We start from the raw sequence: 16,669 nt of genomic DNA, 5'->3' as shown, positions 1-16,669 counted from the left end.
CCTTAAATAGATTTGTTTCATTATTCTTCTGCTTTTACAATTGAGACGCCGCTACTTGCCCCAATACGACTTGCTCCTGCATCAATCATGGCCTGGGCTGTTTCCAAATCCCGAATCCCGCCAGAGGCCTTGACACCCATAAGATCTCCGACAGTCGCGCGCATTAATTTAACAGCCTCAATCGTTGCGCCACCAGATGAAAAACCCGTCGACGTTTTCACAAAGTGCGCTCCCGCCTCTTTCGATAATCGAGATGCGGTTTCTATTTCTTCAGATGTGAGTAAACAGGTTTCTAATATCACCTTAACAATCGCGCGTTCTTCTGTAGCTTCCACAACCGCCTCAATTTCTTCTTTTACAAGCTCCTGTTGGTCATCCTTTAATGCACCAATATTGATCACCATATCAATTTCTTCGGCACCGTTTTGAATAGCATTCACCGTCTCATAAACCTTAGTCTCCGTCGTGTTAGCACCTAAAGGAAAGCCAATGACGGTACAGACTTTAACTGGACTCTCGGCTAGTAGCTCAGCTGCTGTTTTTACCCAAAAGGGATTGACACAAACTGAAGCAAATTCATACGCTTTAGCTTCCTCACAAAGTTTTATAATGTCATGTCGCTTGATATCAGGTTTAAGTGCAGTGTGATCAATGTACTTTGCTATCTGACTCATCCCTCTTACCTCCTTAGATTTTAGAAAAAAGGGGTACGCTTCATTCCTTCTGCAGCTTATACTTCTGAGCTTTCAAAAAGAGAGACTCCAAGAGCCTCTCCTATATCCCTCATTATATAACTTGCTGAGCCTTTTCTTCATCCATTACGCGGACAAATTGCCCCTGACTATAAGGATAGCCCGCTTTTGTAATTTTAACCCGTACGAGCTTTCCTTCCATTTCAGGAGTCGCTGGAAAACGCACTTTAAGATAATTATCCGTATAGCCTACCCATTCTCCTGTGGTTACATCCTTTTTAAAGGGTTCCTCAGGGATAACTTCCAACACTTCATCCTCATACTTAGAAGCATATTCCTTTGCTAACTGATTAGATAACGTGATTAATTTGCGCACACGTTCATGTTTAACCTCATCTGGTACTTGATTATCCATCCGCGCAGCAGGTGTTCCCGTACGTTGTGAATAAGGAAAAACGTGAAGCTCGGCAAATTTTAACTCACGAATAAAATTATAAGTTTCTTGGAATTCCTCTTCAGTTTCCCCAGGAAAACCTACAATAACATCTGAAGTCAACGCAAAATCCGGCAAAGCCTTCTTAAGAGCCTTAATTTTCTCAGCATAGAAAGCCGTTGAATATTTCCTTCTCATCCGTTTCAAGACTGAATCTGAACCGGATTGTAATGGGATATGAAGATGACGGGCAATTAATTTTGAGTTATTAATCACATCAACCACTTCATCAGTGACTTGACTTGCTTCTATTGAAGAAATCCGTAAACGGGTCACACCTTTTACCTTCGCTTCTAGATCCCTTAAAAGCTGAGCAAAATTATAATCCTTCATATCCTCTCCATAACCAGCGGTATGAATGCCTGTTAAGACAATTTCCTTATAGCCAGCATCGACAAGCTGTTGGGCTTGTTCGAGGACAGCTTCTGGTTTACGAGAGCGTAAGAGCCCACGTGCCCACGGAATAATACAGAAGGTACAGAAGTTATTGCACCCTTCTTGAATCTTAAGGGATGCCCGAGTTCTATCAGTAAAGGCCGGGACTTCTAGTTCTTCATACACTTTTGCCTTCATTATATTGGACACACCATTGATCGGTTCACGTTCCGTTTTATACTCTTCAATATAGCCGAGCATCTTCTCACGGTCCTGAGTCCCAACGACAATATCGACTCCCGGAATCGCCATTACTTCCGCTGGTGATGTTTGTGCATAGCACCCCGTCACACAGATAACCGCATTCGGGTTTTTTCTAATCGCCCGCCGAATTACTTGGCGGCTTTTTTTATCTCCAGTATTCGTTACTGTACACGTATTGACTACATAAACATCTGCACTTGTCTCAAAATCTTTTCTTTCATATCCATGAGATTGAAAGAGTTGCCAGATCGCTTCTGTTTCATAATGATTGACTTTACAGCCTAGGGTATGAAAAGCAACTGATGGCATGTCACTCACCTCTTTGTAATTCATAATAAAATGATAGTGCGGATAGTAAATAGAGCGAAGCCGTCTCTGCTCTTAGTATGCGACGACCTAAACCGCAGGCCATAAACCCATGAGCCTGCAAGGCTTGGACCTCTCTTTCTGAAAGGCCCCCTTCAGGGCCGATTATGGCCAGTAGTGAAGCGCCCCTTGGCAGGCGCTCTAATAAAGTCGGTAATCCTGATTGCTTCCCCTGCTTGGCTTCTTCTTCATAAGCAACAAGACAAGCATCATATTGCTCACTTTCCTTAATAACCTCTTCAAGTGAAAGCGGACCACGAACACTAGGGACTTTCAAGCGATGGGCTTGTTCAGCTGCTTCCTTAGCTATTTTCTCAAGCCGTTCTCGTTTACGACTGATCTTGGCTCCGCCATCCCACTTGACAACTGAGCGTTCCGCTTGAAAAGGAATGAAGCTAGCAGCCCCTAGTTCTGTCCCTTTCTGAACGACCCAATCAAGCTTATCCCCTTTTACTAAGCCTTGGACGATCGTCACATTGATGGGCATCTCTGTTGGCGTCGCAAGCTTTTCTTTCACTATCGCTATGACCTCGCCTGCTGGCCCTTGAAGGGTTGAAATAACACATAAAAAGGCTTCTTCTGAAAAATTACAGACAATGACTTGATCATTCGGAGACATCCGCATCACTTTTTGAATATGACGGGCATCCTCACCTTCAATGCGTACAGTATCGTCTTCAAAATTGATATCAGGAACAAAATAACGTTGCATGATGTCCCCACCCTTCCTTAAAGCTTTTGGGCAACCACCGCTATCCACTCTTCCTCTTCTACCGTTTCTTGAATGGTAAAGCCAGAGGATAATAGCGCTTGTTCTACCTCAGGATATTTTCTCTTGATAATCCCCGAAGCAATAAATTTCCCACCAGACTTTAGAAGTGAATAAGCACCATCCGTAAATAATAGAATGATCTCTGCCAAAATATTAGCGACAATAAGATCATAATCTCCAGATAGTCCTTTGACAAGATCGTTCTGCTGAAGTGTCACCTTATCCGCAACGTGATTTTGTTTGACATTTTCTCTAGCAACACGAACAGCGACATCATCGAGGTCCACAGCTAATACAGACTCAGCTCCTAACTTCGCAGCAGCGATGCTTAGAACGCCAGAGCCTGTCCCAACATCAAGAACATGATTGCCTTGGGTAAGGTATTTTTCAATCATTTGCAAACAGAGGACGGTCGTCGGATGGGTGCCTGTCCCAAAGGCCATTCCAGGATCAAGTTCAATGATACATTCATTCTCTTTAATGGGTTCGTATGTTTCCCATGTTGGCGTTATCGTTAATCGTTCAGTAATGCGAGTAGGCTTATAGTACTTCTTCCATTCATCCGCCCAGTCATCTTCATTAACCTCATTCAAAGTGACCTTATGTGCCTCATCGAATCCATGAAGTTTTAATTGATTTAAAGCGCCTCTAATTTGATCAATTTTAGGGACTAAATCGTCATTTACCGGTAAATAGGCTTTGACAATAACTCCATCAGTGGGGTAATCTTCAGGATCCAGTTCATAGATCTCACCATATTGTTCTTCCCAATTTTTATTCAAATCCTCTGGGTCTTCGATAACAACCCCACCAGCCCCGGCCTCATGGAGGATATTAGATACTGCTTCAACAGCATCACGTGTTGTTTGAATCGAAACCTCCGACCACTTCATTGTAGCCAACTCCATTCTTAATCCGCTTTAAACGCTCGCTTTACTTTTGAGAAGAAATTTTCATTTTGAACTTCCGTTAGTGGTGTACCACTAATTTCGGCAAGCTGTTTAAATAATTCTCTTTCTTTATCCGATAAATGCTTCGGCGTCACTACATTCACTGTCACATGTTGATCACCTTGGCCGTACCCACGAACATTTTTAATCCCTTTGCCTTTAAGACGGAAATGGGTCCCCGTTTGCGTACCTGCTGGGATTTTCAATTTCACTCGTCCGTACAACGTTGGGACTTCAATCTCATCCCCCAGTGTCACCTGTGCAAAACTTAATGGAATCTCACAGTAGACATCGTCACCATCTCGTTCAAAGAATTTATGTGGTTTGATATGAAAGACCACATATAAATCTCCCGAAGGGCCGCCATTACTTCCCGCTTCACCTTGGCCAGAGATGCGAATTTGTTGACCTTCATCCACACCTGCTGGAATTTTGACATGGATGGTTTTATTTACCTTGACTTTACCGTCACCACCACACGTACTACATTTTTCTTTGATGATCTTCCCTGTGCCTTGACAATAGTTACAGACACGGCGATTGACAATGCGTCCAAAAGGTGTATTTTGCTCCACATTCAGTTGTCCAGAGCCGCCACAATGTGAACAGGTGTCTGGTGTTGTCCCTGGCTTTGCTCCTGAGCCATGACAGGTCTCACACGTTTCTTCTCTTGGGATTTTAATATCTGTTTCCTTACCAAAAGCCGCCTCTTCAAAATCTATCGTCATGGTATATTGAAGATCGGCTCCTTGCCGAGGGGCATTAGGATCTCTCCGGCGCGAAGAGCCTCCTCCTCCACCAAAAAACATATCAAAAATATCGCCAAATCCACCAAAATCAGCCCCACCAAAACCTTGGCCACCGCCAAACCCTTGATTAGGGTCGGTATGTCCAAATTGATCATAATGAGCTTTCTTTTGGTCGTTACTTAATGTCTCATACGCTTCTTTGACTTCTTTAAATTTATCGGTTGCCGTTGGATCATCTTTATTTACATCGGGATGATATTGTCGGGCAAGTTTCCGATAGGCTTTCTTTATGTCTTCCTTGGAGGCATTACGGTCAAGGCCTAATACTTCATAATAGTCTCGCTTGCTCATAGTTTTCACTCCCGGCATCTCTTCACATAAAATTTATCATATCATTTCCTCTATTACTTACGCAACACTTCTCCATGGCCCTTCACTACTTAAAGGCTGAGAGGACTTTACAAAAAGATCTCCTATTTACTCCCTTTTAAAGCTTAAACTTACCTGATTTGTGGTGCAATAGCTCTCAAAGTGGAAAAAGTCAAAGCCAAACGAGAGCCGGCTTTGACTTTTAGAATTATTCGAGATGTTGATGTGGTTTAATTCTTCTTGTCCTCATCATCATTAACTTCTTCATAATCAGCATCAACAACATTATCGTCTTTCTTTGCGGAAGGGTCTTCAGCCCCTTGTCCTTGAGCCTGTGCTTGCTGTGCTGCTTGCTCATAGAGTTTAACGGAAAGTTGTTGAACCACTTCTTGAAGATTATCTTTTTCCTTCTTAATGGCTTCTAAATCGCTACCTTCAAGCGCCTTTTTAAGAGAGTCCTTAGCTTCTTCTGCTTTTTTCTTCTCAGCTTCATCGACTTTATCTCCGAGATCTTTAAGCGTTTTGTCAGTAGTAAAGACAAGTTGATCTGCTTCATTACGAAGATCCACTTCCTCTTTACGCTTTTTATCGGCCTCTGCATTTTCTTCAGCTTCTTTGACCATTTTTTCAATTTCGTCGTCACTTAAACCTGAAGATGATTTAATCGTAATCGATTGCTCTTTATTTGTCCCTTTGTCCTTCGCTTTAACATTCACAATACCGTTAGCATCAATTTCGAAGCTCACTTCAATTTGTGGTACGCCACGTGGAGCTGGTGGAATATCTGTGAGTTGGAAACGACCTAAAGTTTTGTTGTCGGCAGCCATTGAACGTTCCCCTTGTAAAACATGAATGTCAACAGAGGTTTGATTATCAGCAGCCGTTGAGAAAATTTGGGACTGACTTGTAGGAATGGTCGTATTGCGTTCGATTAATTTAGTAAAGACGCCACCCATGGTTTCAATTCCCAAAGAGAGTGGTGTAACATCAAGAAGAACGACATCCTTTACATCACCAGCAAGGACACCTGCCTGGATCGCTGCACCTAATGCAACCACTTCATCTGGGTTGACCCCTTTATGAGGATCCTTACCTGTGAGCTTTTTAATCGCTTCTTGAACCGCTGGGATACGAGTAGATCCACCGACAAGAATGACTTTATCAATATCGCTTGAGGATAACCCTGCATCTGAAAGAGCTTGACGTGTGGGACCCATAGTTCTTTCAACTAGATCAGCAGTAATTTCTTCAAACTTTGCACGTGTTAAGTTCACTTCAAGGTGTTTAGGCCCTGTAGCATCCGCAGTAATAAATGGGAGAGAGATTTGGGTTTGAGACACGCCCGACAAATCTTTCTTCGCTTTCTCAGCAGCATCTTTTAAACGCTGTAACGCCATCTTATCGTTGGCTAAATCAATGCCATTTTCTTTTTTGAATTCTTCAATAAGATAATCAATGACTTTCTGATCAAAGTCATCACCACCAAGCTGATTGTCACCGGCGGTTGACTTAACTTCGAAAATACCGTCACCAAGTTCAAGAACAGAAACGTCAAAAGTACCGCCACCAAGGTCATAAACAAGAATCGTTTGGTCTTCTTGACCTTTATCAAGACCATAAGCAAGAGAAGCTGCTGTTGGCTCGTTGATAATTCGAAGGACTTCAAGACCCGCGATTTTACCTGCGTCCTTTGTTGCTTGACGTTGGGAGTCATTGAAATAAGCAGGGACAGTAATAACCGCTTGTGTGACCGTTTCACCTAAATAGCTTTCAGCATCGGATTTTAGTTTTTGTAAAATGATCGCCGAAACTTCTTGTGGTGTATACTGTTTACCTTCAATCTCAACTTTATAATCTGTCCCCATATGACGTTTAATAGAGATAATAGTATTTGGGTTTGTGATCGCTTGACGCTTTGCCACTTCACCTACTTGGCGTTCGCCATTTTTAAAAGCAACCACTGAAGGTGTTGTACGGTTCCCTTCAGGGTTAGGAATAACGGTTGCTTCGCCGCCTTCCATTACAGCAACGCAAGAGTTTGTTGTTCCTAAATCAATGCCGATAATTTTACTCATTTGAACAATAACCTCCTAGAATTCCATAAAGATTTTTTAGATATTTACATTTATCGTTTACCTTCGGATTAAAGATAAATTCTCTAGCTACTAAGAACTCACCTTAACCATCGCCGGACGTAGAACTCGTCCATTCAATTTATAGCCTTTTTGCAAGACCTGGATCACGGTATTTGGCTCATGATCCGGACTTTCATCCTGCATTACCGCTTGCTGCTCGTTGGGATCAAAAGGTTGATTTAAACCGTCGATTTCCTCAACCCCTTCTTTCGTCAGGGCATCCACCAATTGACGGTAAACCATCTCAACTCCCTGCTTCAAGCTTTTCGCATCCTCTGTTTCCACGTCACTTTGTAACGCACGCGAAAAATTGTCTGCGACCGGCAATAAATCTTCAACAAGTGTTTGTGCTCGAAACTGTCGGTCTTTTGCTTTTTCTTCACGCACCCGCCGCTTGAAATTCTCATAGTCTGCTTGAACACGTAAGAGTCTATTATTTAATTCCGTTTTTTCTGCTTCGAGTTGGGCAATCTGTTCTACAAGATGATTTTGTTCATCATTGTCATTATTTTCTTCGTTATGTAAGGCCTCATTGTCTTCTGACTGCCTGTTCTCAACCTCACGTTCTTCAGATGTATCAGTTTCCACTAAACTATCATCCTCTTGAGCGTTGCCTTCTTCTTTTTCAACAACTTCTTCATGTAAGTCCTTTTCAGACATCGTCTGTCACCTCCAAAACAATAAAGGGTACAATTAGAAGTCATGAGAAAAGAGCAACCACAATCCACAGTTGTGGATGCCTCATCTCAAAACCTTTATCCAATCATTTGTTTACACTATTCCCTTGTTTAATATCCTTGATACCGCTCTGTCAATGATTTAGACAAACTTCTAGAAACAATATCAAGTAGCGTTACCACCTTTGGATAGGTCATCCGAGTAGGTCCAATGACAGCTACCGTTCCTAAATGTTCACCACCAATAGAATAGGAGGCCGTTAACACACTACAGTTTTTGATTTCATTGAAATCATTTTCTTGACCAATTTTAATATGGATACGAGAATCGCCAATCGGTTTTAAAAGATCATAGACAATGTCTTTACGCTCTAATGCATTTAAAAGCGGCAGAACTTTATCAATGTCCTTAAACTCCGGTTGTGCCAACATATTCGTTTTACCCCCATAATAAATCTGATCCAAAGGGTGATAAGAAAGAGCCTCATTAAGCATTTTTATCGCCAATTGATATTGAGATAAATGCTGGCGAAGAACATCCTTTATTTCGCGATCAATAGCGAATTTAATTTTATATAAAGGCGTTCCTTTGAGACGAACATTGAGTATATTGACAAGTTTTTCAATCTCTTGCGGTTGAATCCCTTTTGGCAAGGAAACGGTCCTATTTTCAACATGACCCGTATTGGTAATGATGATTAAAACAGAGGTCTCCGCGCTTAAACTAATCATTTGAATATGTTTAAGCTTTGTTTCCAATACTTCAGGCCCTAACACAATGGACGTGTAGTTTGTAAAATCTGAAAGAATATCGGCCGTTCCTTGGATGAGTTTTTCCAACTCATAATACTGCTCACGGAAGGCCTTTTTGATATCCACCATTTCTTGCTTTGAAAGCATCGCAGGAGACAACAAATGGTCAACATAATAACGATAGCCTTTTTCTGATGGAACCCTACCAGATGAACTATGTGGTTTTTCAAGATACCCTAGTTCTTCCATATCCGCCAATTCATTTCTAATGGTCGCTGAGCTAAACTGCACATCATCCCTCTTAGAAATGGCGCGTGAACCTATAGGTTCTGCAGACTTTATATAGTCGTTAACAAGAAGCTTCAACAAAAATAATTGGCGTTCTGTCAACATCACCAATCACCTCTGTTAGCACTCTATGATGTCGAGTGCTAATTCTATTCTAAAATTTATCAATGTTTGTCGAGTTTGTCAATAAATTAGACCAAGAAAGCTTCAAACACTTCGTTCCCGAGAAACACCCCTTTTTCCGTTAAAGAGATATGCTCTTTATCTTCATGTAATAACCCTTTTTTCACCAGATTTGCAATGACGTCTTTATAAAAATAATCAAGGGAACGGTGATATTTTTCCTCAAAGGTCTTTTTATTAATCCCTCTTAATTTACGAAGGCCAAGAAACAGTTCTTCTTCAACTTTTTCTTGAAGTGTTACAGAGTGACGCTCCACCATCGCATGACCTTCTGAACGGACTCGAGTGATGTACCCTTTGACTGCGCGCGCATTCACCACTCGCTGCCCTTGAATATAGCCATGGGCACCAGCCCCAAACCCATAATATTCTTCATTATTCCAATAAATAATATTGTGACGGCTTTCGTATCCTGGCTTGGCAAAGTTACTGATTTCATATTGCTCAAAACCTCTGTCTCTTAAGACCTTTATAAGCAGTTCATACATTTCTGCTTCAATGTCCTGCCCCGGCAACTTGAGCTTCCCCTGTTTCATACGATGGTAAAAAATCGTTCGAGGCTCAACTTGCAAGGAGTAAATAGAAATATGTTGTGGATCCAATTGCATGGCTGCATGAAGAGAGTGCTCAAGCTGTGCTCTTGTCTGGCCTGGAAGCCCGAACATTAAATCGACGGATATGTTATGAAATCCATAATCTTTTGCTAATTGAACAGCTGCAATTGCAGATTCACGGGAATGCATGCGACCAATCGCTGCCAACAAAGTATCATCGAACGTCTGAATCCCAATACTAAGCCGATCCACTCCCGCCCTTTTCATGGCCTCAAGTTTGGCAATATTAAGGTTTTCAGGGTTAATTTCGACTGCAAACTCTGCTGTCTCTTCATGATAGAGATGCTTACGAATACTTTCTAATAGCCTTGCAAAATGCTCATCTTGGAGGACGGTGGGTGTTCCCCCGCCAATAAAAATAGTCTCGGGGCGTACACCTCCCGCCTGAATCATGGTCGTAGCCATTTCAAGATCTAAGGCTTTGAGATAATCCTCAACAGGTTGATTCTTTATAAAATATTTATTGAAATCGCAATAATAACAGATATGCTCACAAAAAGGAATGTGGACATAAGCGCCTTTAATCATCGCGTCCGACCTCCTTTTCCCCCAAGAAGGCATTCAGTGGATTCTTAACTCTATTTATTTGAATCATCCAAACGCAAAACAGCCATAAACGCTTCTTGAGGTACATCCACTTTACCCACTGTCTTCATTCGTTTTTTACCTTCTTTTTGTTTTTCAAGAAGCTTCCGCTTACGGCTAATATCCCCACCATAACATTTAGCCAAAACGTTTTTCCGCAAGGCCTTAATGGTTGAACGTGCGACAATCTTTTGACCCAGTGCGGCCTGGATCGGCACTTCAAATTGCTGCCTCGGGATCAGCTCTTTGAGTTTTTCTACAATCGCCTTACCACGTGGATAAGCAAAATCTCTATGGACAATGATGGATAATGCATCAATTTTTTCCCCATTTAGTAAGATATCCATTTTAACAAGCTTTGAAGGTTTATATCCAATAAGCTCATAATCCAATGAAGCATAACCTTTAGTGTTTGATTTTAAATGATCAAAGAAATCATACACGATTTCGGAAAGTGGGATATGATAAATCACATTAACCCGATTTTCATCAAGATATACCATATCAATAAACTCACCGCGTTTATTCTGACAAAGTTCCATGACAGCACCCACATAATCATTGGGGGTCATGACTGAGGCTTTGACATAAGGCTCTTCAACATTTTCGATCATTTTACCCTCAGGCATTTTAGACGGGTTATCAATTTCAATAGTTTCACCGTTCGCCATCTCCACCTTGTAAATAACACTCGGTGCAGTCGTGATTAAATCGATACCAAATTCTCGTTCAATACGTTCCTGAATAATTTCCATATGGAGTAAGCCTAAGAAACCACAACGAAAACCAAAGCCAAGAGCTTCGGAGGTTTCTGCTTCATATTGTAGAGAGGAATCATTAAGTTCCAAGCGCTCTAAAGCTTCACGCAAGTCATTATAGTCATTGGAATCAATGGGATATAGCCCGCAAAATACCATCGGATTCATGCGTCTATAACCAGGTAAAGGCTCAGCCGTTGGATGAGCGGCACTAGTAATGGTATCACCTACACGTGTATCAGAAACATTCTTAATAGCAGCCGTGAGATAACCCACATCTCCAACCGTCAATTCATCCTTCGCCACCGGTTTTGGGGTAAAGACACCAATTTCATTGACTTCGAAGCTTTTCCCTGTCGCCATCATTTTAATGTGATCCCCAACCTTCACCGTTCCATCAATAATTCTGATATAGGTGACGACACCTCTGTATGGATCATACAGAGAATCAAAAATTAAAGCTTTCAATGGCGCATCAGGATCACCTGTAGGGGCTGGGACCTTTTCAACAATCGCCTCTAAAACATCTTCAATGCCCAGACCTGATTTGGCAGACGTCAATACTGCTTCTGATGCATCGAGTCCAATGACATCCTCAACCTCTTGTTTCACACGCTCTGGTTCCGCACTTGGGAGGTCGATCTTGTTGATGACTGGAATAATTTCCAAGTCGTTTTCTAATGCAAGATAAACGTTAGCGAGTGTCTGTGCTTCAATACCTTGTGCCGCATCTACAATTAAGAGTGCGCCCTCACAAGCTGCCAAACTCCGTGAGACTTCATAACTGAAGTCGACATGTCCTGGTGTATCTATTAAATGAAAAATATACTCTTCGCCATCTTGGGCTTTATATGTTAATTGCACCGCATTTAATTTAATCGTTATCCCACGCTCACGCTCTAAATCCATGGCATCAAGCATTTGAGCACGCATTTCTCTTTTCGTCAACGCACTGGTTGATTCTAAAATGCGATCCGCTAAAGTTGATTTTCCATGATCAATGTGGGCGATGATGGAAAAATTCCGAATCCGTTTTTGTCTATTTCTACGATCCTCACTCATTATGTATCCTCCTGCCATTATGCATAAACAAAATTATAACAATAGCCATAAAGCTTTTCAATAAAAGCTTTATGGCTATCAAAGTAAACCGTCCAGTGTGATTTAGATGGGCATATAAAGGGCTTCCGCGATGTTATACATTTTAAGTTATAAAAAAACGTTAATAACACTATTAAAGACAGAGGCTGTTACTTCTATTCCTTTAGTAAAAACGCCCGATACCCCTTGACCGACTTTATCCCCTAATTCTGAGAAAGGATTAAACGTTTCAATATCATTTAAATGTTGTATTCTATCTTCTATTGAAGGTTCAGCACTCGTTGCTTTCGCCTTTTTTGGCGTTTCCACCTCTTGGTCGCTCTTTTGAGTAGTGGTCACTGGTGTCTCTTCTGAATGAGACGTTAACTGAGGGATATTAAAATCCAATAATGAGGTCTTGTCCTGTGAGTTGTCCAGTCCTTTCATGTCAATCATATTATCTTTGGTCAATTCCATGCCATAAAGTAACGCACAACACAGAAGAGTAATTAATAGCAATGATTTTAACATGAAAGTTTTCACGGCTTATCCCCCATTATAGCTTGTCCTCATTTACAGACTATGCTGCATCTTGTACAATTAGAACTCACTTAAGCATATTATGGACGGTTTTTGCCTTTCACATACTTATTTTAATGGGTATAAGCCCCAAGATTATCTTGATTGATATTTTTATGCAATGCTGCATTTAATCCACTGGCTAAGACGTTCGCCATATCTTCTATAAATGTATCCACTTCCTTAGGGGTGACCATCATGTTGTGACCTGTGGGACCAAGGACTTCACGAATCAGTTGTTGTTTCTCCTCGTCTGATAAGCGACCGACCAACCCTAAAAACGAACCGCGCTCTTCTTCTGAAGGCAGATCCTCATCGGTATAGGTCACACGTTCACCAAAATTCATCCCAGACGGTGTTAGTGCCTTTGAAGGTTTTCCATTTTCCCGAAGTTCTCGTCCAAAATGCTTCAAAATAAAGTCCAACGTATCACTGGTGATAGTGACAGCATCAACAACGGTCGGAATACCAATAGCAAATACCGGAATCCCTAGAGTATCTATACTTAATTCCTTGCGGTTATTGCCAACACCAGAACCAGGATGAATCCCCGTATCTGAAACCTGAATCGTGGCATTGATCCGTTCAATAGACCGAGAGGCAAGGGCATCAATAGCGATAATAAAATCGGGTTTGGTTTTTTCAATCACGCCCAAAATAATGTCGCTTGTTTCAATGCCTGTAATTCCCATGACCCCGGGTGATATCGCGCTCACTGGGCGATAGCCTTCTTGTACTCGATAAGGTTGAAGAGCAAAGAGGTGCTTGGTCACCAGAATATTTTCAATGGCATGAGGTCCCAAGGCATCCGGGGTCACATGCCTATTTCCAAGACCAACCACTAAACAAGAAGCCTCTTCAGGAATATGATGTTCTTCAATAAAAGCCGCAAATGTTTTAGCGAATACTCTTTCCACCACTTCTTGTAATTCAGTATCTTGCTTCCTTATCCCTTGAACTTCATAAGTGAGATAATGACCGGGTTTTTTTCCAATCCGATCAGCGGCATCAGCATCTATCTTCATTCTCGTTAATTTAATGCCTTCAATCTCTTCTTCCTGTATTGTTACCCCTTTAATTTCTGGGGGCTTAGTGGTTTCTTTTTCTTCTAAAATTTCTCGAGCTTCAATCGCCAAATCTGTCCGCACTTTATAATTTTGCAGATCTAAGTCGCGAGCCATCTTCATAACCCCTTTCAAAACCATAATCTCCTCTTAAATTAACCGCATTGTTTCTTTTTCATTCAAAAAAAGCCGTAATCAAGGAATTTGTCTAAGGGATTTGTTGCAATTCACTGCTTGCTTTGATACAATACAATCTGTTGAATAACGCCTCTAAAGATAAGCTCTAAACATATACATTTTTGTGAAACAAGCTTTATTTCGAGGATTATCGGAAAACCGCTTTAAGGGGGTGAAAGCATGCCAAACATCCAATCAGCGATTAAACGTGTGAAAAAAAGCGAAACTAGTCGTGAGCAAAACCAATCAGTGAAATCTGCAATGCGCTCTTCTATTAAATCTTTTAACAACAAAGTTGAAGAAAAAGACGTAGAAGGTGCAAAAGCCGCTTTCTTATCTGCAACTCAAAAGCTTGATAAAGCCGTTAACAAAGGTCTTATCCATAAAAACAAAGCTGCTAGAGAAAAAGCTCGTTTAAATCAAAAATTAAACGAAGTCAACGCATAATGAACATAAAAAAGCATCTCTTATTGAAGAGATGCTTTTTTGTGTGCCTTTTTCTGGCTCTATTATATGTGTCTGGTTCTTCAAATAATTAAAAATGCCGCTTTACGTAGGGCGATGAAAGTCTTAATTGAAGGAAATGGCGACGTAACTCACCACACATAAGCACCACTACGGAAATACACTACGCTTTCCGCGGGCGGCTGGTGAGCCTCCTCGCGCTCCGTAAAATACCGGGATCCCCGAAAAACGCTTTTTGTTTTTTGGGGTGAAATAGGGGTCTCACCTAGGCCACTGCTCCCGTAGGACTAAGGAAGGCGACTAGGAGAGTAATCATCGCAGAAAAATTGTGGATTTTACGATTTTTTGAGTCTACGTGTATTTCCTCCGCTAGTTTAATGCATAACGATAAACTAACCGCTTATCATTTGTTTATTAAAAATTAACTAAAAATCGCTAGACACTCGCACAAGAGGTGCTGTACTAACAAAAGAAATGCCACACTCGCAAAAGCCAGCCACTACTCACAAAAGACGCACGAATCAAGGCTGAAACTAACAAAACAGCGTGTGTACACACATAAGATGCCGTTGACTAACAAAAAACTCAACAGCAATCATGCGGATTGGAGTGAAAGGCGCTCTGGCTCCTTCGGGAACGGGGCCAGCGCGACTTCACGAATACACTTCGAGTTGTTCCGAGAAAGCTGACGAAGCTATACGAGTAGACGCAGGTACATGAGATTTGTTGTATAAAGAATTGGGAACACAAATATAAAAACCAAGGAACTTCAGTTGAAAACGTCACGTCCGTGTGACAACACCGAAGCTAGCACATCAATACCCCCAAAAAGTAAACAACACTTTTCGGGGACCCCGATTACCACCCCAAAAAGTAAAGAGCACTTTTCGGGGACCCCGATTACCACCCCAAAAAGTAAAGAGCACTTTTCGGGGACCCCGATGGTGGGTCCAACACCGATCCTACCCAAATCAAAAAATCGTAAGAGCACGATTTTTCTGCGAGGACTAATCTCTTAGTCGCTTTCCTTAGTCCTATGGGCATGAGGAAAGCGAGCGACCTGGAGCGGAAATCCCCACTATTAACCCCTCATAACGCTTCTCAAGTTACGTCGGAATCTATATGAATAGCGACTGATGATACAGAAATAGCTCTCTGGTAATTCATGAGAATTCTCTTGGATTATAGAGAAACTAATTTTTGTATGAGGATTTGGAGGCCGACAACCTTATCCATAGTTCCTGTTTTCATCGAGACATCCGTATCGGAACAAAATGTTAATGCTTTTTTTAGTGCAGATTCTCCATACCGGCTGATTTGACTCGAAGCGATTTTCACAGCATATGGATGAAGGCGTAAACGGGAAGCGATTTGTTTTTGTGTAAATCCTTGTTTTTGGTAAAGATCAGTTTGCAAAGCGATGCGAAATTGTCGAGTAATCAGTGCCAATAATTTGACAGGTTCTTCTTTTTGATGAATTAAATCGGCAAGCAATCGAAAAGCCTCTTCCGGCTTTCTATTCATAATTTTATCCACCATTTGAAACACATCACTTTCCAGCGTTCGTGCCGCTAAGCGATCAACAAGTTCACGGTCAATCACTTGCTCCCCCGCAGCATAAAGGGTCATTTTTTTCACTTCATTGACTAAAATGGACGCGTTGGTTCCACTCACTTCCAGCAGGCGTTCATGACCTTGCCGAGTATACTCTGTGCCATTTTGAGCTGCCTCATCACTTAAAATTTGATAAAGCATTGAATCATTGATGGAAGTAAACTCAAAGACCTCTGCTTGTTTTTCTAATGATTTAACTATCTTTTTTCGACGATCAAGCTTCTCATAAGGAGCGATAATGATCAGGACCGTATCCGGTGATGGTGACTGAACATATTCCGCCAATCGGTCCATGTCATGTTCAACTTTACGCTTTTTGGTATCTCCGGTTAGGAAAAAGGCATTCTCAATAATAACCACCCTTTTCTCAGCCATAAAAGGTAAAGTATTGGCATCTTCAATAGCAACCTCAACAGGCTGCTCCTCCATGTTATATTTGGACATATCAAAAGCCTGATCTTCGTGAGTAATCGCAAGGCTAATAATTCTTTTTTGTATGGTTTCAATAAGATACTCTTCAGTACCATAAATGAAATAAATCGATTGAAGGGGGGGCTTAATCTGTAACTGGGCCAAAATAAAAACCTCTTTTCCAATTTAAATGTAACGTAAAAAGAATGATTGGACAAGGGTTCTCAGGGCAAAAAATTAAGGGTTAACGAGGCTC

14 protein-coding genes are annotated in these 16,669 nt (G+C 41.4%); 1 reads left to right on the top strand and 13 read right to left on the bottom strand.

Annotated elements, in window-relative coordinates:
* Positions 1–20: 20 nt before the first annotated feature.
* From deoC to gpr, 12 genes are all read right to left on the bottom strand, one after another.
* Positions 21–674, bottom strand: a complete 654-nt coding sequence (gene deoC / locus IEV91_RS14400; RefSeq protein WP_188498120.1) for a deoxyribose-phosphate aldolase — start codon at positions 672–674, stop codon at positions 21–23.
* Positions 675–786: 112 nt separating this feature from the next.
* Positions 787–2,133, bottom strand: a complete 1,347-nt coding sequence (gene mtaB / locus IEV91_RS14395) for a tRNA (N(6)-L-threonylcarbamoyladenosine(37)-C(2))-methylthiotransferase MtaB (RefSeq protein ID WP_188498119.1) — start codon at positions 2,131–2,133, stop codon at positions 787–789.
* A 1-nt stretch (position 2,134) separates the two neighbouring features.
* Positions 2,135–2,902 carry a 16S rRNA (uracil(1498)-N(3))-methyltransferase gene (locus tag IEV91_RS14390; RefSeq protein WP_188498118.1) on the bottom strand — a complete coding sequence of 256 codons (768 nt, stop codon included), beginning with the start codon at positions 2,900–2,902 and terminating at the stop codon, positions 2,135–2,137.
* Positions 2,903–2,919: 17 nt separating this feature from the next.
* The gene (gene prmA, locus IEV91_RS14385; RefSeq protein WP_188498117.1) at positions 2,920–3,855 is read right to left on the bottom strand and encodes a 50S ribosomal protein L11 methyltransferase; all 936 of its coding nucleotides are present in this window, start codon (positions 3,853–3,855) and stop codon (positions 2,920–2,922) included.
* Between the two features lie 17 nt (positions 3,856–3,872).
* On the bottom strand, positions 3,873–5,012 hold the full coding sequence (gene dnaJ / locus IEV91_RS14380; RefSeq protein WP_188498116.1) for a molecular chaperone DnaJ: 1,140 nt from the start codon (positions 5,010–5,012) through the stop codon (positions 3,873–3,875).
* A 248-nt stretch (positions 5,013–5,260) separates the two neighbouring features.
* A complete protein-coding gene (gene dnaK / locus IEV91_RS14375; protein ID WP_188498115.1) occupies positions 5,261–7,105 on the bottom strand; it encodes a molecular chaperone DnaK in 1,845 nt (614 codons plus the stop codon).
* A gap of 90 nt (positions 7,106–7,195) precedes the next feature.
* Complete coding sequence (gene grpE / locus IEV91_RS14370) at positions 7,196–7,825, bottom strand: nucleotide exchange factor GrpE (RefSeq protein WP_188498114.1); 630 nt, start codon at positions 7,823–7,825, stop codon at positions 7,196–7,198.
* Positions 7,826–7,953: 128 nt separating this feature from the next.
* Positions 7,954–8,988, bottom strand: coding sequence for a heat-inducible transcriptional repressor HrcA (hrcA, locus tag IEV91_RS14365; protein ID WP_188498113.1), 1,035 nt, complete (start codon positions 8,986–8,988; stop codon positions 7,954–7,956).
* Between the two features lie 86 nt (positions 8,989–9,074).
* Positions 9,075–10,205 (bottom strand): radical SAM family heme chaperone HemW, encoded by a 1,131-nt coding sequence (gene hemW, locus IEV91_RS14360; RefSeq protein ID WP_188498153.1) that lies wholly within the window; start codon positions 10,203–10,205, stop codon positions 9,075–9,077.
* A 53-nt stretch (positions 10,206–10,258) separates the two neighbouring features.
* The gene (gene lepA, locus IEV91_RS14355; protein WP_188498112.1) at positions 10,259–12,085 is read right to left on the bottom strand and encodes a translation elongation factor 4; all 1,827 of its coding nucleotides are present in this window, start codon (positions 12,083–12,085) and stop codon (positions 10,259–10,261) included.
* A 147-nt stretch (positions 12,086–12,232) separates the two neighbouring features.
* Positions 12,233–12,646, bottom strand: coding sequence for a DUF3679 domain-containing protein (locus IEV91_RS14350; RefSeq protein WP_188498111.1), 414 nt, complete (start codon positions 12,644–12,646; stop codon positions 12,233–12,235).
* Positions 12,647–12,756: 110 nt separating this feature from the next.
* A complete protein-coding gene (gene gpr, locus IEV91_RS14345; RefSeq protein WP_188498110.1) occupies positions 12,757–13,863 on the bottom strand; it encodes a GPR endopeptidase in 1,107 nt (368 codons plus the stop codon).
* Between the two features lie 240 nt (positions 13,864–14,103).
* Here gpr and rpsT point away from each other — a divergent pair, with 240 nt between their 5' ends.
* The gene (gene rpsT, locus IEV91_RS14340) at positions 14,104–14,370 is read left to right on the top strand and encodes a 30S ribosomal protein S20 (RefSeq protein ID WP_188498109.1); all 267 of its coding nucleotides are present in this window, start codon (positions 14,104–14,106) and stop codon (positions 14,368–14,370) included.
* A gap of 1,200 nt (positions 14,371–15,570) precedes the next feature.
* Here the strand turns inward: rpsT and holA are convergent.
* Positions 15,571–16,578: a DNA polymerase III subunit delta gene (holA, locus tag IEV91_RS14335; protein ID WP_188498108.1), complete on the bottom strand. Its 1,008-nt coding sequence runs from the start codon at positions 16,576–16,578 to the stop codon at positions 15,571–15,573.
* Positions 16,579–16,669 lie beyond the last annotated feature (91 nt).

The organism is Pullulanibacillus pueri, assembly GCF_014639255.1.
GTDB classification, from domain to species: domain Bacteria; phylum Bacillota; class Bacilli; order Bacillales; family Sporolactobacillaceae; genus Pullulanibacillus; species Pullulanibacillus pueri.
The sequence above is the reverse complement of the archived record's forward strand: the minus strand, read 5'-3'. Positions and strand labels throughout refer to the sequence as shown.

Bases quoted from the DNA above. Each gene is read 5' to 3' on its own strand.
- dnaK (WP_188498115.1), bottom strand. From the start codon at position 7,105: ATGAGTAAAATTATCGGCATTGATTTAGGAACAACAAACTCTTGCGTT.
- gpr (WP_188498110.1), bottom strand. From the start codon at position 13,863: ATGGCTCGCGACTTAGATCTGCAAAATTATAAAGTGCGGACAGATTTG.
- rpsT (WP_188498109.1), top strand. From the start codon at position 14,104: ATGCCAAACATCCAATCAGCGATTAAACGTGTGAAAAAAAGCGAAACT.
- IEV91_RS14390 (WP_188498118.1), bottom strand. From the start codon at position 2,902: ATGCAACGTTATTTTGTTCCTGATATCAATTTTGAAGACGATACTGTA.
- mtaB (WP_188498119.1), bottom strand. From the start codon at position 2,133: ATGCCATCAGTTGCTTTTCATACCCTAGGCTGTAAAGTCAATCATTAT.
- lepA (WP_188498112.1), bottom strand. From the start codon at position 12,085: ATGAGTGAGGATCGTAGAAATAGACAAAAACGGATTCGGAATTTTTCC.
- deoC (WP_188498120.1), bottom strand. From the start codon at position 674: ATGAGTCAGATAGCAAAGTACATTGATCACACTGCACTTAAACCTGAT.
- dnaJ (WP_188498116.1), bottom strand. From the start codon at position 5,012: ATGAGCAAGCGAGACTATTATGAAGTATTAGGCCTTGACCGTAATGCC.
- grpE (WP_188498114.1), bottom strand. From the start codon at position 7,825: ATGTCTGAAAAGGACTTACATGAAGAAGTTGTTGAAAAAGAAGAAGGC.
- hrcA (WP_188498113.1), bottom strand. From the start codon at position 8,988: ATGTTGACAGAACGCCAATTATTTTTGTTGAAGCTTCTTGTTAACGAC.
- prmA (WP_188498117.1), bottom strand. From the start codon at position 3,855: ATGAAGTGGTCGGAGGTTTCGATTCAAACAACACGTGATGCTGTTGAA.